The organism is Streptomyces sp. Tu 2975, from assembly GCF_009832925.1.
Classification (GTDB): Bacteria; Actinomycetota; Actinomycetes; order Streptomycetales; family Streptomycetaceae; genus Streptomyces.
The window spans coordinates 2,917,338-2,929,817 of sequence record NZ_CP047140.1; the positions used below are offsets into that span (position 1 = coordinate 2,917,338).

The 12,480-nt window shown below is 70.7% G+C and carries 14 protein-coding genes; 7 read left to right on the plus strand and 7 right to left on the minus strand.

The features are described from left to right. Window positions 1-87: 87 nt before the first annotated feature. The 5 genes from GLX30_RS12600 to GLX30_RS12620 form a co-directional block, all read right to left on the minus strand. A complete protein-coding gene (locus GLX30_RS12600; RefSeq protein WP_159687459.1) occupies window positions 88-1,473 on the minus strand; it encodes an HD-GYP domain-containing protein in 1,386 nt (461 codons plus the stop codon). Between the two features lie 184 nt (window positions 1,474-1,657). Continuing rightward, window positions 1,658-1,954, minus strand: a complete 297-nt coding sequence (gene rsrA / locus GLX30_RS12605; protein ID WP_005312173.1) for a mycothiol system anti-sigma-R factor — start codon at window positions 1,952-1,954, stop codon at window positions 1,658-1,660. Next, window positions 1,951-2,616 (minus strand): sigma-70 family RNA polymerase sigma factor, encoded by a 666-nt coding sequence (locus tag GLX30_RS12610; RefSeq protein ID WP_037773788.1) that lies wholly within the window; start codon window positions 2,614-2,616, stop codon window positions 1,951-1,953. The genes rsrA and GLX30_RS12610 overlap by 4 nt, the downstream gene beginning before the upstream one ends. A 248-nt stretch (window positions 2,617-2,864) precedes the next feature. Continuing rightward, window positions 2,865-3,500, minus strand: coding sequence for an alpha/beta family hydrolase (locus tag GLX30_RS12615; protein WP_159687461.1), 636 nt, complete (start codon window positions 3,498-3,500; stop codon window positions 2,865-2,867). A gap of 111 nt (window positions 3,501-3,611) precedes the next feature. Next, on the minus strand, window positions 3,612-4,427 hold the full coding sequence (locus GLX30_RS12620; protein WP_159687464.1) for an SOS response-associated peptidase: 816 nt from the start codon (window positions 4,425-4,427) through the stop codon (window positions 3,612-3,614). 50 nt (window positions 4,428-4,477) lie between these two features. On the opposite strand from GLX30_RS12620, the gene GLX30_RS12625 reads away from it, so the two are divergent. The 4 genes from GLX30_RS12625 to GLX30_RS12640 all read left to right on the plus strand — a co-directional run bounded on the left by GLX30_RS12625 (window position 4,478) and on the right by GLX30_RS12640 (window position 8,155). After that, window positions 4,478-5,212, plus strand: coding sequence for a M50 family metallopeptidase (locus GLX30_RS12625; RefSeq protein ID WP_159687467.1), 735 nt, complete (start codon window positions 4,478-4,480; stop codon window positions 5,210-5,212). 100 nt (window positions 5,213-5,312) lie between these two features. Further along, window positions 5,313-6,674, plus strand: a complete 1,362-nt coding sequence (gene aroA, locus GLX30_RS12630; protein WP_159687470.1) for a 3-phosphoshikimate 1-carboxyvinyltransferase — start codon at window positions 5,313-5,315, stop codon at window positions 6,672-6,674. 4 nt (window positions 6,675-6,678) lie between these two features. Next, window positions 6,679-7,692 (plus strand): ribosome small subunit-dependent GTPase A, encoded by a 1,014-nt coding sequence (rsgA, locus tag GLX30_RS12635; RefSeq protein WP_159687474.1) that lies wholly within the window; start codon window positions 6,679-6,681, stop codon window positions 7,690-7,692. Window positions 7,693-7,831: 139 nt separating this feature from the next. Then, window positions 7,832-8,155: a multidrug efflux SMR transporter gene (locus tag GLX30_RS12640; protein ID WP_159687477.1), complete on the plus strand. Its 324-nt coding sequence runs from the start codon at window positions 7,832-7,834 to the stop codon at window positions 8,153-8,155. Here the strand turns inward: GLX30_RS12640 and GLX30_RS12645 are convergent. Further along, window positions 8,121-8,759 (minus strand): TetR/AcrR family transcriptional regulator, encoded by a 639-nt coding sequence (locus tag GLX30_RS12645; RefSeq protein WP_159687479.1) that lies wholly within the window; start codon window positions 8,757-8,759, stop codon window positions 8,121-8,123. The genes GLX30_RS12640 and GLX30_RS12645 overlap by 35 nt on opposite strands. A gap of 132 nt (window positions 8,760-8,891) precedes the next feature. Here GLX30_RS12645 and hisN point away from each other — a divergent pair, with 132 nt between their 5' ends. Together hisN and GLX30_RS12655 are read left to right on the plus strand one after the other, a co-directional pair. Beyond that, a complete protein-coding gene (gene hisN, locus GLX30_RS12650) occupies window positions 8,892-9,692 on the plus strand; it encodes a histidinol-phosphatase (protein ID WP_159687482.1) in 801 nt (266 codons plus the stop codon). Window positions 9,693-9,907: 215 nt separating this feature from the next. Further along, window positions 9,908-10,297, plus strand: a complete 390-nt coding sequence (locus tag GLX30_RS12655; protein WP_159695002.1) for a CBS domain-containing protein — start codon at window positions 9,908-9,910, stop codon at window positions 10,295-10,297. A gap of 120 nt (window positions 10,298-10,417) precedes the next feature. Here the strand turns inward: GLX30_RS12655 and GLX30_RS12660 are convergent, their stop codons facing one another. Continuing rightward, window positions 10,418-11,887: a catalase gene (locus tag GLX30_RS12660; RefSeq protein WP_159687485.1), complete on the minus strand. Its 1,470-nt coding sequence runs from the start codon at window positions 11,885-11,887 to the stop codon at window positions 10,418-10,420. A 142-nt stretch (window positions 11,888-12,029) separates the two neighbouring features. Here GLX30_RS12660 and GLX30_RS12665 point away from each other — a divergent pair, with 142 nt between their 5' ends. Continuing rightward, window positions 12,030-12,446 (plus strand): Fur family transcriptional regulator, encoded by a 417-nt coding sequence (locus GLX30_RS12665; RefSeq protein ID WP_159687487.1) that lies wholly within the window; start codon window positions 12,030-12,032, stop codon window positions 12,444-12,446. The last annotated feature ends 34 nt before the right edge of the window (window positions 12,447-12,480 follow it).

Consider the following 12,480-nt stretch of genomic DNA (forward strand, 5'->3'; position numbering starts at 1 on the left):
ACCGCGGCAGCGTGGATGGCATGGAGGACGCGTACGGGCCGGCGTACGCGGGGGCCTTTCACGCCCGGCTCCGCCGGAGTGGGCCGCTCACCCGGTCCGTATCTGATGCGAAGCCCCCGATCCCGGCGACCGCGGCGTCCGGGGCGGTCCCATCGGCACCGCCGCCTCGTCCGAGGTCACCGATGTCTGCCACCCGTGCCGCTCCAGCGCGCGTACCAGGGCGCGCACCATCCTCGGGTCGAACTGCGTACCGGCGCACCGCTCCAGCTCGCGCAGGGCGACCGCCACCGGCCGGGCGCGCCGGTAGGAGCGGGTGGACGTCATCGCGTCGAACGCGTCGGCCACCGCGACCACCCGGGCGAACTCGGGGATCTGGTGGCCCACCAGTCCGTACGGGTATCCGCTGCCGTCCATCCGTTCGTGGTGGTGCAGGATCGCCGCCCGGGCCTCCCCGAGGAAGCCGATGCCCCGCACCATCTCGTGCCCGTACTCCGGGTGGAGCTCGATCACCCGCCGTTCCTCCGGCGTCAGCGGCCCCTCCTTGCGGAGCACCCTCGTCGGCACCCCCAGCTTGCCCACGTCGTGCAGGATGCCGGCGAACCGGGCGACTTCGAGGCGCTCCTCCTCCATGTCCAGTTCCCTGGCGATCAGCACCGAGGCCCTGCCGACGCGTTCGCTGTGCCCGCGTGTGTACCGGTCCTTGATGTCGACGGCCTGTACCAGGGCCCGGATCGTCGCCTGATGGGCGGCGCGCTCGCGGTGGTACTGGGCGAAGATCCAGCAGGAGATGTACATGGGCAGCAGCACGAACAGGGCGGAGAGCGGCCCGTACGAGCTGCCCCACAGGACCGCCATCATCAGTCCGGCGAGCCCGTGCACACAGTGCGGTGCCGCCGAGCCGGAGAGACCCCGCCGCACGGCGGGCGCGGGAGCCCTCCCCCACTGCGCGCTGCGCGGAGGAGGCACCCCGGCCGCCGTGGCCCGGATACCGCCGTCGAGGACGGTCAGCAGCAGACAGCAGGCGAGCGACCCGGCCAGGGCCGGCACGAGCGCGTACGGGAAGTCCGGGGCGCGCGGCGCCTGTTCGCCGCCGAACAGCAGATACACATGGGCGGCTCCCCAGGTGGCAAGGGCCAGCCGGGCCGCGCGCCAGGTCCTCCGGACACCGGCCGGCGGTCCGTCCACCCGCCCGAGCAGCGCTCCCGGCACAGGGACCATGGCGGCCGCCGCGGGCGGCAGCAGAAAGGCCGCTGCCAGCAGGACGGGGAAGAACGTGCCCGCACCGATGGGGGCCGAGTCGTCGCCGTCACGCCGGCGGGCGGGCAGCTCGCCCCCGGCGTACAGGGCGGCGAGCAGCAGTACGGTCGGCCAGGGCACCACGGCGGCGGGGAGAGCCACCGGAGCGGCGGCGACCGCGGCGCAGAGGATCACGGCGAGGATGTACGCGCGCGCCGCCACCGGTATGGCCGTCACTGCCCCACGCCTCCTCACAACCTCCTCGAGCAGCGCCACGCTAGCGAGTTGAGGAGTGACAGGAGGACGTACGGCGAGCATTCGCACGTACGGGTGACAGGGCGGACAACGCACAGGGTGCGCCGCGATGTTCGCGGCGCACCCTGTGCGCATGGCCGGTGTGTGCGGCGGCCCTAGGGAGGCCCTAGTCCTGGGCGGTCGCCACGTCCTTGTCGGGGACGGCCTGCCCCGAGCGGATCAGGTCGATGCGCCCCATGACCTTGGCCCGCAGGTCGCTGGGCACGTCGTCCTGCCCGCAGCAACGCTTGACCAGCTTCTTCACCGCTTGCTCCAGGCCGTACTTCTCCAGGCACGGGGAGCACTCCTCGAAGTGCACCTCGAACTTGGTGCAGTCACTGTCGGGCATCTCGTGGTCGAGGAACTCGTAGAGATGGTCCAGGACCTCCGAGCAGTCCGTCTCGTGCGGCTCTCCGCAGCTCATGAGCCCGAGCCTTTCGCGTCGTTCGACTCCCCCGCACCGGCCGGGACGAGCCCGCGCTCGCGGGCGTAGTCCTCGAGCATGCCGCGCAGTTGGCGGCGGCCGCGGTGCAGGCGGGACATCACCGTACCGATGGGTGTTCCCATGATGTCCGCGATCTCCTTGTACGCAAAGCCCTCGACGTCGGCGAGATACACCGCGATCCGGAACTCCTCGGGGATCGCCTGCAGGGCTTCCTTGACGTCCGAGTCCGGCAGATGGTCGAGGGCCTGCGACTCCGCGGAGCGCAGCCCGGTCGACATGTGCGACTCGGCGCGCGCGAGCTGCCAGTCCTCGATCTCCTCCGCCGCGCTGCGCTGGGGCTCGCGCTGCTTCTTGCGGTAGGAGTTGATGAAGGTGTTCGTGAGGATCCGGTACATCCACGCCTTGAGGTTCGTGCCCTCACGGAACTGGTGGAAGGACCCGTACGCCTTCGCGTACGTCTCCTGCACGAGATCCTCGGCATCGGCGGGATTGCGCGTCATGCGCAGCGCGGCCGAATACATCTGGTCCAGGTAGCCGAGAGCGTCCCGCTCGAAGCGGGCATTGCGCTCGAGCGTCGTCTCCTCGGACGTCTGCGCCTGACCGTCGTCGGTCCCTGCGTCGGTCCCAGTGACCGGACCCACCTCCTCCAACGCTGTGGCGGGGCCGAATGCCGACCCGCTCGAATCGGAGAATAGTCGACCTTGGTCCACCGGGCCCTGCCGATTCACGTCACCCGCCGCAGGAACCGGCCCGCTCTTGCCCTGCGACAGCACCGTCCAGTCCAACCCGTTGGCGCGCTCGGCTGTCGGGCAGAAGGTCGTACCCATGCGGCGGACTCCCTACTCCATGCTCTGTTCTGACGTTCGCCTCAACAGCGAAGGCCGGTGTCTCATTCCCGCAAGGAGCCGGTCCACCTGGTCACGGCGTCCGTGATGGTGAGAAGGGTCTCGTCCTCGGTGGTCCCGGCACGCTTGGGCACGGCGAACCCGTGGTCCCCGTGTGCCACTTCCACCAGTTCGTAGGACCCCTCGGGGAACTCGCCGGGCCGGCCGAAGGGGTCGCTGCCGCCTTGCACCACGAGCGTCGGCACGCCCGCGCCGAGCAGTTCGTCCGCGCGGGACTTCTCCGGCCGCCCCGGCGGGTGCAGCGGGAAGCTCAGCGCCAGGACGGCCGCCGCACCGAGCTCAGCGGCGGTCCTGCACGCCACGCGCGCGCCGGCGCTGCGTCCGCCGGCGACGACCGGCAGCCCCTTCTTCGCGAGCGCCGGCCAGAGGTCGCGCCAGGCGGCATCCAGGGTCCGCGGCGCGGGAGCGACCTTCTTGCCCGCCACCCGCCAGGGCTGCTCCACGAGGGCGACGGTGACGCCGTTCGCGGGCAGGACGCGCGCGATCGCCTGCAGATCGCGCGCTTCGATCCCGCCGCCGGCACCGTGACCGAGCGCCAGCACGAGGTGCGCGCGCTTCCCGCCGAACCAGGTGATCCGGGCGTCCCCGCCGGCGACCTCGATGATCTCATTCCGCTCCATCCGGCCATTCTGGCGCGGGCCCCCGGCCGCGCCGTCCCCCGCGCGGCCCCGTCGGCGTGCGGGGCGTCGGCGGCCGTCGCCGTCGGTGAAGGTCGGGGGGAGCGGCCCCGGTCAGAACAACGTCGCTTCTTCCGGCGCGGCCAGCTCCTCCAGCAGCTCCGGCCCGTTGTTCCGCACGTTGCTCACCGCCGTCGTCACGGGATACGCCCTCATCAGCCCGCCCGGCGGCGGCTCCAGCAGCGACCGCAGCTCCTCCGGATCGGTCCGGGCCGGGTCCAGCCACGCGTCCCAGCGTTCCGGCGTCAGCATCAGCGGCATCCGGGGGTGGATGTCCGCCAGCGCATGGGGTCCCTCCGCCGGGGCGACCCCCAGCGGCCCGGTCTCCGCCTCCGTGGTGATCACGGAACAGGTCACCCACCAGGCCTGCGGATGGTCGTCCGGCAGGGTGCGGTCGCGCCAGAACTCGTAGAGACCCGCCATCGCGAACACCGCCCCGTCGGCGGGCGTGACGAAGTACGGCTGCTTCCGCGGCCGCTTCTTCTTCCCCTCGACCTCCAGTTGACGTTCACCGGAGCCGGTGACCCACTCGTAATAGCCGTCGGCCGGCAGGATGCAGCGCCGGGTGAGGAAGGGCCGGCGGAACGACGGCTTGTCGTGCACCGTCTCCGCCCGCGCGTTGATCATCCGCGCCGCGCCCTCCGGCGTCTTGGCCCACGACGGCACCAGCCCCCACTTCAGCGTGCGCAGCTGGCGAACCGGAGCGGGATCGCCTGCGTCTTTGAGAGGGCGTTCGAGGATCGCGTAGACCTCTTTGGTGGGCGCCACGTTCCAGTCGGGTTCCAGAGTCTCCTTCGGCTCCCACTTCTCGACCTCGAAGATGCCTACGAGGTCCTCCGGCCTACGACTCGCTGCATACCGTCCGCACATAAGTGCCACACTGCCACTTCCGTACGCCGTCCGAGGGAGCCGCCCGCGAAATGGTCACCACATACGCCGGCGCGGCGAGCGCGTCACTCACCGATCTGTGGGACCGCCTCTTCGGCACCCAGACCGCTCCCGAGCCGTGGCTCGTCGCCGTCACCGGCCTGGTGTCGCTCGCCGCGGTCATGCCGAACTTCCTGTGGCGTCTGACACGTAACGCCGTCACGATCGCCCACGAAGGGGGCCACGGGCTCGTGGCCCTGGTCACGGGACGCCGGCTGCAGAGCATCCGGCTGCACTCCGACACCAGCGGTCTGACCGTCAGCCGCGGCAGGCCGACCGGCATCGGGATGATCCTCACGGCCGCCGCGGGCTACACGGCGGCCCCGCTGCTCGGCCTGGGCGGCGCCTGGCTGCTCGCCGCGCACCACATCACGCTGCTGCTGTGGCTGGCGACCGCGCTGCTGCTGGCGCTGCTCGTCATGGTGCGCAACGCGTACGGGGTGCTGACGGTCACGGTCACCGGGGCGGCGTTCCTGCTCGTCTCGTGGCTGACGGGGCCGGCCGTGCAGTCCGTCTTCGCGTACACGGCCGTCTGGTTCATGCTGCTCGGCGGGGTGCGGCCGGTCTTCGAGCTCCAGTCCAAGCGGCGGTACGGCGGTGCGCCCGACTCGGACGCCGACCAGCTCGCCAGACTCACCCATGTGCCACCGGCGATCTGGTTGTTCTTCTTCCACGCGGTGTCGGTCTGCTCGCTGATCGGCGGCGGCCGCTGGCTGCTCGGCCTGTGAGACTCCGGCCCTCACACCGCCTAGCACCTCCCCGTTACGCCCCGGTTTCCACATATCTGATCAAGATCTGGGTCCGCGCGGAGCCACTAAAGTGAGGGCCATGACCGAAAGCGCCGTGCAGCCCGCCCTCTGGCCCGCCCCCCTTGCGACCGGAGCCGTCGAAGCGACGGTCACCGTGCCCGGTTCGAAATCCGTCACCAATCGCGCCCTCGTCCTGGCCGCGCTGGCCGCGGAGCCGGGCTGGCTGCGCCGCCCGCTGCGCTCGCGCGACACCCTGCTGATGTCCACGGCCCTTCAGGCGATGGGCGTGGGCATCGAGGAGACGGTCTCTTCCAGCACCGCGGGCGGCTCGCCCGACGAACCCGCCGGCGGAGCCGGCGAAGCATGGCGCGTGATCCCCTCCGGCCTGAACGGACCCGCCACCGTCGATGTCGGCAACGCGGGCACCGTGATGCGTTTCCTGCCGCCGGTCGCCGCGCTGGCCGACGGTCCCATCCGCTTCGACGGCGACCCCCGGTCGTACGAGCGCCCGCTGAACGGCGTCATCGACGCGCTGCGGACGCTCGGCGCCCGGATCGACGACGACGGCCGCGGCTCGCTGCCCATGACCGTGCACGGCGGCGGCGCCCTGGAGGGCGGGCCGGTACGGATCGACGCCTCCTCGTCGTCCCAGTTCGTCTCCGCGCTGCTGCTGTCCGCCCCGCGCTTCAACCAGGGCGTGGAGGTGCGGCACGTCGGCGGCAGGCTCCCGTCCATGCCCCACATCCGGATGACCGTGGACATGCTGCGCGCCGTAGGCGCCCAGGTCGACGAGCCGGAGACCGGCGGCGAGCCCGACGTCTGGCGGGTGTCGCACAGCGCGCTGCTCGGTCGCGACCTGACGATCGAACCGGATCTGTCCAACGCCCAGCCGTTCCTGGCGGCGGCACTGGTGACCGGCGGCCGGGTGACGATCCCCGACTGGCCGGAGCGCACCACCCAGCCCGGTGACGCGCTGCGCGAGATCTTCACCGAGATGGGCGGTTCCTGCGAACTGACGACCACGCCGAACGGAACGGCCCTGGTCTTCACCGGCAGCGGCCGCATCCACGGCATCGACGTCGACCTCGGCGAGGTCGGCGAGCTGACCCCCGGCATCGCGGCGGTCGCGGCGCTCGCCGACTCCCCGTCGACGCTGCGCGGTGTGGCCCATCTGCGTCTGCACGAGACGGACCGGCTGGCGGCACTCACCAAGGAGATCAACGAGCTCGGCGGCGACGTGACCGAGACGGAGGACGGCCTCCACATCCGCCCGCGTCCCCTGCACGGCGGGGTCTTCCGCACCTACGACGACCATCGGATGGCGACGGCGGGCTCGGTGATCGGTCTCGCGGTCGACGGCGTACAGATCGAGAACGTGGCGACGACCGCCAAGACCCTGCCCGACTTCCCGCGGATGTGGGCCGAAATGCTCGAGGCCTGACATCATGCGGCGCTACGGCAAGCACACCGACGAGGACGACATCCGGTCCCGGCCCAACCGCAAGGGCAACCGGCCCAGGACCAACATCCGCCCCAAGCACGAGGACGCCCTCGAGGGCATGGTCCTCACCGTCGACCGCGGCAGGCTGACGTGCCTCGTCGGGGACCGGATCATCACGGCGATGAAGGCCCGGGAACTGGGCCGTAAAGCGGCCGTCGTCGGTGACCGGGTCGGGATCGTGGGCGACCTCTCGGGCGACAAGGACACCCTCGCAAGGATCGTCCGCATCGAGAAGCGTTCCTCGGTGCTGCGCCGTACCGCCGACGACGACGATCCGTTCGAGCGGGTCGTCGTCGCGAACGCCGACCGGCTCGCCATCGTCACCGCCCTCGCCGATCCCGAGCCGCGCCCGCGCCTGATCGACCGCTGTCTGGTCGCGGCGTACGACGGCGGGCTCGAACCGCTGCTGGTACTGACGAAGTCGGATCTCGCGTCGCCCGACGAACTACTGGAGATGTACGGCGCGCTGGGCGTCCCGTACGTGGTCACCACGCGGGACGAGTTCGTCGACGGGCGGGCCGCGAAGCGGGTGCGCGAGCATCTGGTCGGCCGGACGACCGCGTTCGTCGGGCACTCCGGCGTCGGCAAGACGACCCTGGTCAACGCCCTCGTCCCGGACGAGATGCGGCGGAGCACCGGCCATGTCAACGCGGTCACGGGCCGTGGGCGGCACACCACGACCTCCGCTCTCGCCCTCCCGCTCGCGGACGAGAAGGGCGGCTGGGTGATCGACACTCCCGGGGTGCGCTCCTTCGGACTGCACCATGTCGACCCGTCCCGGGTCATCAACGCCTTCCCCGACCTGGTGCCGGGCACCGAGGGCTGCCCGCGCGCGTGCTCGCACGACGAGCCGGACTGCGCTCTGGACGACTGGGTGGCGGAGGGCCACGCCGATCCGGCGCGGCTCTATTCGCTGCGGCGACTGCTCGCGACCCGTGAGCGACGCGAAGGCGACTGAGTCATCGGTGTTTGCGGTCCCTGACGCTTGGTAAGTGCATAATCGCACCAGGTCGGACCGGCCGGTCCTGACCGATCGGTCCGCGGCCCGGTCGGTCCCGGACCAGGCGGTCGTCGACTACGCGGGAGGCCCAGTACTCATGGCGTGGCTGCTGGTGGTGGTGGCGGGGTTCCTCGAAACGGGCTTCGCCGTGTGTCTCAAGCTGTCCCACGGCTTCACCAGGCTGTGGCCGACGGTCGCCTTCGCCGCGTTCGCGCTGGGCAGTTTCGGTCTGCTGACCCTGTCGCTGAAGAAGCTCGACGTGGGCCCGGCCTATGCCGTGTGGACGGGGATCGGCGCCGCCGGCACCGCCATCTACGGCATGATCTTCCTCGACGACCTGGTGTCCACCCTCAAGATCATCTCGATCACACTGGTGATCGTCGGGGTCATCGGTCTGCAGCTCTCGGGCTCGTCGCAGTGAGCCCGTCGCCCACCACCGCCCGCACCGATCGGGCGACACTCCCGCCGGCCGGCGCGACGACGAAGGACAGCGCGAGCCGCACCGCGAGTTCGCAGCGCTGAGGCAGGTCGCCCGGTTCGCCGTCACCGTCCCCGAGCCGGCTCCCGTGTCCCTTCGCGAGCGAACGGTCCCGCACGGCCGCGACCAGATCCGCCGGACCGGGCAGCCACGCGTCAGCGCGACGCTGGGCGGGCACCCTCGACAGCCCGGTCCCGCCGCGCACCGGGCGTGGCACCGGCAGCCGTTCGCCCCAGCAGCCGGTGAGCAGCGCGCGCAGTACGGGTCTCGCGCGCGCCTCGCCGACGGTCCACTCGGCGACGGCCACGAGCCGGTCGGCGACCGAGCCGCTCCGCGCCATCAGCCGTTCCACCCCGCGCAGGTACGCGTCGGCCTCGCGCCGCACGAGGGCGCGGGCGAGACCGTCCTTGCTGCCGAACTCGTTGTAGAGGGTCTGGCGGGAGACGCCCGCGGCGGAGGCGACGTCGACCATCCGGATCCCGGACCACGGCAGGTCGCGCAGCGCCGCCAGAGCGGCGTCCAGCAGTGACTCCCGCGCTGCAGGCATGGTCGCCTCCCCGGCCGAGCAACTCCGGTCACAGAGTTGACGGGCCGCGTTCCCCTGTCAATACAGGCGGCAGGAGGACGTCACCGCGGCCGGCCCGGGAACGACCGGGCCTGCACGGATAGAGTGGCGGCCATGCCCGACTACCACGATGATCTGCGGCTTGCCCACGTCCTCGCGGACGCCGCCGACGCCACCACCATGGACCGGTTCAAGGCCCTCGACCTCAAGGTCGAGACGAAACCCGACATGACACCGGTGAGCGAGGCCGACAAGGCGGCGGAGGAGCTCATCCGCGGACATCTGCAACGGGCACGGCCACGCGACGCGATCCTCGGTGAGGAGTTCGGCATCGAGGGCACCGGGCCGCGGCGCTGGGTCGTCGACCCGATCGACGGCACGAAGAACTATGTGCGCGGCGTGCCGGTCTGGGCGACGCTGATCTCGCTCATGGAGGCGGGAGAGGGCGGCTACCAGCCGGTCGTGGGCGTCGTATCGGCACCGGCGCTCGGCAGGCGCTGGTGGGCGGCGAAGGGCGGGGGCGCGTACACCGGCCGCAGTCTGACGTCCGCGACCCGTCTGCACGTCTCGAAGGTCGAGCGCATAGAGGATGCCTCCTTCGCGTACTCGTCGCTGACCGGCTGGGAGGCACAGGGGCGTCTCGACGGATTCATGGACCTGACGCGCGCGGTCTGGCGCACCCGGGGCTACGGCGACTTCTGGCCGTACATGATGGTCGCCGAGGGCTCTGTCGACATCTGCGCAGAGCCGGAGCTGTCCCTGTGGGACATGGCCGCTCCGGCGATCGTCGTCCAGGAGGCGGGCGGCGTCTTCACGGGTCTCGACGGGCGGCAGGGACCGCACAGCGGCAACGCCGCGGCGTCGAACGGGCTCCTCCACGAGGAGTTGCTGGGTTACCTCAACCAGCAGTACTGAGCACGCACCGGCGGCGGCGTCAGCGTCGGCGGGCGGGCGTGCGCCGCTCGGACAGGGGCGCACGCCGGGTGTGACGGAGGCTCATGCGCGGGCCGGAGAGGCCGCGCACGCCCTCTTGCTGCCGTCCCAAAGGGCTGCAACTCTGAGAGTCCCCACACTTGTGAACTTGTGAATCGGTTCTCTTGCGGCCGATCACCAAGGAGGTGGCTCTCTTCATGCTCGTCCGTGACGCCATGAGCACGGTGGTCCTCACCATCGGACCCGCACACACACTCCGCCAGGCGGCCCGGCTGATGGCCGCCCGCCGCGTAGGCGCGGCAGTGGTCCTCGACTCCGACTCGAGCCTCGGCATCCTCACAGAACGGGACATCCTGAACTCGGTCGGCCTGGGACAGGACCCCGACCTGGAGACCGCCGGCACCCACACCACGACCGACGTCGTCTTCGCCGCGCCTTCCTGGACCTTGGAGGAGGCGGCCGGGGCCATGACTCACGGCGGGTTCCGCCATCTGATCGTGACGGACGGGGACGGGCCCATCGGCGTCGTCTCCGTCCGCGACATCATCCGCTGCTGGGCCCCGGCCCGGAGCCAGGTGGTCGCCTAGGGAGGGGCCTTCGCCGGGACCGGCCCGGCGGGTACGGCACGGGAAACGCACGTCCCCGGACACGCGGAAGGGGCCGGATCCTCCTGGGATCCGGCCCCTTCCTCTGCGACAAGCCTGCCGTCAGCCGCGCAGGGCCTGGACCGCGGCTTCGAGCCGCTTGCCGAAGTCACCGTCCGCCTGGCGGAAGTTGCCGATCGCGCGCTCGGCGATGTCGTCACGCGACACCTTGGCGATGAAGCCCGCCAGGTTGTCGATGAGACGGCCCTTCTCGTCCTCGGACATCAGGCGGTAGAGGTTGCCCGCCTGGACGAAGTCGTCGTCCTCGGAGTGGACAGGGGCCGCGTGGTCACCGGTCACGCCGGTCACCGGGATCGGCTGCCACAGCGCGCGGTCCGTCTGGTGCGGGCCGCCGAAGCTGTTCGGCTCGTAGTTCTTCGCGCCCTTGTGGCGGCCGTCGTACAGGAAGCCGTCACGGGAGTTGGTGCGTGCCTCGGTGGCGTGCGGGCGGTTCACCGGCAGGTGGTCGGCGTTGATGCCGACGCGGTAGCGATGGGCATCGCCGTACGCGAAGAGCCGGCCCTGGAGCATCTTGTCCGGGGAGGGACCGATGCCCGGCACGAAGTGGGCGGGGCTGAAGATGGACTGCTCGACCTCGGCGAAGATGTTCTCCGGGTTGCGGTTGAGCTCGAGCTTGCCGATCTCGATCGGCGGGTAGTCCGCGTGCGGCCACACCTTGGTGAGGTCGAACGGGTTGAAGCGGTAGGTCGCCGCCTCGGCCGCGGGCATGATCTGGACCTGCACCGTCCAACTCGGGAAGTCACCGCGCTCGATGGCCTCACGCAGGTCGCGCTGGTGCGAGTCGGGGTCCTCGCCGGCGAGCTTGTCGGCCTCGGCCTGGGTGAGGTTCTTGATGCCCTGGTCGGTCTTGAAGTGGTACTTGACCCAGAAGACCTCGCCGGCCTCGTTGTTCCACTGGTAGGTGTGCGAGCCGAAGCCGTCCATGTGGCGGTACGACGCGGGGATGCCACGGTCGCCGAACAGCCAGGTCACCTGGTGGGTGGACTCGGGCGACAGTCCCCAGAAGTCCCAGACGTTGTCCGCCTCCTGGGACCCGGTGTAGGGGTCGCGCTTCTGGGTGTGGATGAAGTCGGGGAACTTGATGGCGTCCTTGATGAAGAACACCGGGGTGTTGTTGCCGACGAGGTCGTAGTTGCCCTCTTCGGTGTAGAACTTCAGCGCCCAGCCGCGCGGGTCGCGCACCGCGTCCGCGGCGCCGAGGTTGCCGGCGACGGTCGAGAAGCGCAGGAAGGTCTCGGTCTGCTTGCCGACCTCGGAGAGGAACTTCGCGCGGGTCCACCGCGAGACGTCGCGGGTCAGCGTGAAGGTGCCGTAGGCGCCCGCGCCACGCGCGTGGACGACACGCTCCGGGATGCGCTCGCGGTTGAAGTGCGCGAGCTTCTCGAGCAACAGCTGGTCCTGGACAAGCACCGGCCCGCCGACGCCCGCGGTCTCGCTGTTCTGGTTGTCGGCGACCGGAGCCCCGGCCTCCGTGGTGAGCGGTCCCTGCGTCACGTGCGCCTCCTGCGTCATGTACTGCCCGGTCGTTCGTGCACACGACCTGTCCTTGGCGTGCACTGTCCTAGATCCTACAATGGACAATGTCTAAGTCAAGCAGCCATCCAAAGTCACACTTGTTCGGGACAGCACTCCCCCCACTGTTAGGCTGGTGCTCATGAGTGACCTGTTGGAACGACTTCGCGGACGCGGCTGGCGCATGACCGCCCAGCGGCGTGTCGTGGCCGAGGTCCTCGACGGCGAACACGTGCATCTGACCGCCGACGAGGTGCACGCCCGAGCAGTGAGGCTGCTGCCCGAGATCTCCCGGGCGACCGTCTACAACACCCTCGGCGAACTGGTGAGCCTCGGTGAGGTGCTCGAGGTGTCGACCGACCGGCGCGCCAAGCGGTACGACCCCAACGCCCACCGCCCCCATCAGCACCTGGTCTGCGCCCGCTGCGGCGCGATCCGCGACGTGCATCCGATGGGCAACCCGCTGGCGGACCTCCCGGACACGGAGCGCTTCGGCTTCACGATCTCCGACGTCGAGGTGACGTACCGGGGCACCTGCCCGAACTGCGCTGCCGGGTGACGTAGGCGACAAGGATCCACAGGCGACGAAGAGG

Coding starts and splice junctions, on each gene's coding strand:
- rsrA (WP_005312173.1), bottom strand. CDS start 1,954: ATGAGCTGCGGAGAGCCGCACGAGACGGACTGCTCGGAGGTCCTGGAC.
- GLX30_RS12615 (WP_159687461.1), bottom strand. CDS start 3,500: ATGGAGCGGAATGAGATCATCGAGGTCGCCGGCGGGGACGCCCGGATC.
- GLX30_RS12620 (WP_159687464.1), bottom strand. CDS start 4,427: ATGTGCGGACGGTATGCAGCGAGTCGTAGGCCGGAGGACCTCGTAGGC.
- GLX30_RS12625 (WP_159687467.1), top strand. CDS start 4,478: ATGGTCACCACATACGCCGGCGCGGCGAGCGCGTCACTCACCGATCTG.
- aroA (WP_159687470.1), top strand. CDS start 5,313: ATGACCGAAAGCGCCGTGCAGCCCGCCCTCTGGCCCGCCCCCCTTGCG.
- rsgA (WP_159687474.1), top strand. CDS start 6,679: ATGCGGCGCTACGGCAAGCACACCGACGAGGACGACATCCGGTCCCGG.
- GLX30_RS12640 (WP_159687477.1), top strand. CDS start 7,832: ATGGCGTGGCTGCTGGTGGTGGTGGCGGGGTTCCTCGAAACGGGCTTC.
- GLX30_RS12645 (WP_159687479.1), bottom strand. CDS start 8,759: ATGCCTGCAGCGCGGGAGTCACTGCTGGACGCCGCTCTGGCGGCGCTG.
- hisN (WP_159687482.1), top strand. CDS start 8,892: ATGCCCGACTACCACGATGATCTGCGGCTTGCCCACGTCCTCGCGGAC.
- GLX30_RS12655 (WP_159695002.1), top strand. CDS start 9,908: ATGCTCGTCCGTGACGCCATGAGCACGGTGGTCCTCACCATCGGACCC.
- GLX30_RS12660 (WP_159687485.1), bottom strand. CDS start 11,887: ATGACGCAGGAGGCGCACGTGACGCAGGGACCGCTCACCACGGAGGCC.
- GLX30_RS12665 (WP_159687487.1), top strand. CDS start 12,030: ATGAGTGACCTGTTGGAACGACTTCGCGGACGCGGCTGGCGCATGACC.